Origin of the sequence: Vibrio sp. 10N.261.51.C6, assembly GCF_041471785.1 — a bacterium.
Classification (GTDB): domain Bacteria; phylum Pseudomonadota; class Gammaproteobacteria; order Enterobacterales; family Vibrionaceae; genus Vibrio; species Vibrio crassostreae_C.
This window is the reverse complement of sequence record NZ_JBFRPB010000105.1, coordinates 1-718: the sequence shown is the minus strand read 5'-3', so window position 1 is coordinate 718 and position 718 is coordinate 1. Positions and strand designations below refer to the sequence as shown.

General features: G+C 46.2%; 5 tRNA genes. All 5 read left to right on the top strand.

Annotated features, from left to right (window positions below):
• Positions 1-129: 129 nt before the first annotated feature.
• Positions 130-205: transfer RNA gene (locus AB4375_RS21135), tRNA-Glu, on the top strand.
• Between the two features lie 20 nt (positions 206-225).
• Positions 226-301: transfer RNA gene (locus AB4375_RS21130), tRNA-Lys, on the top strand.
• A gap of 32 nt (positions 302-333) precedes the next feature.
• Positions 334-409: transfer RNA gene (locus AB4375_RS21125), tRNA-Val, on the top strand.
• A gap of 25 nt (positions 410-434) precedes the next feature.
• A tRNA-Ala gene (locus AB4375_RS21120) sits at positions 435-510 on the top strand.
• A gap of 32 nt (positions 511-542) precedes the next feature.
• Positions 543-618: transfer RNA gene (locus AB4375_RS21115), tRNA-Val, on the top strand.
• The last annotated feature ends 100 nt before the right edge of the window (positions 619-718 follow it).

Genomic DNA, 718 nt, shown 5'->3' with positions numbered 1-718 from the left:
CCTCCTTATACGAAGATACTCACGATAAGTGTCCACACAGATTGATTAGGTTTAAAAAGTAAAAGAGATGAAGAACTCCCAAGTTCTTCGAAGTTTGTTTCTACTTTTAAAGTAGAGATGAATTGCAGTGTCCCGTTCGTCTAGAGGCCTAGGACACCGCCCTTTCACGGCGGTAACAGGGGTTCGACTCCCCTACGGGATACCACTTCCTTCAAGAAGTAAAAAGGGTCGTTAGCTCAGTTGGTAGAGCAGTTGACTTTTAATCAATTGGTCGCAGGTTCGAATCCTGCACGACCCACCATTCTTTCTCCACGAAGGAATTAAAACTATCGTGGGCGATTAGCTCAGTTGGGAGAGCACCTGCCTTACAAGCAGGGGGTCACTGGTTCGAGCCCGGTATCGCCCACCATTTCCTCCCAAGGAAATAAAAATATGGGGCTATAGCTCAGCTGGGAGAGCGCCTGCCTTGCACGCAGGAGGTCTGCGGTTCGATCCCGCATAGCTCCACCATTCTTTCTCCATGAAGGAATTAAAACTATCATGGGCGATTAGCTCAGTTGGGAGAGCACCTGCCTTACAAGCAGGGGGTCACTGGTTCGAGCCCGGTATCGCCCACCATCTTTAAGCACACTTTTCTTAGTAATAGAAAACTGAGTGTATTTAAAAATGGTTTTGAAAGTTTAATGCTTTAAAAACTCTTGCTCTTTAACAATTTGGA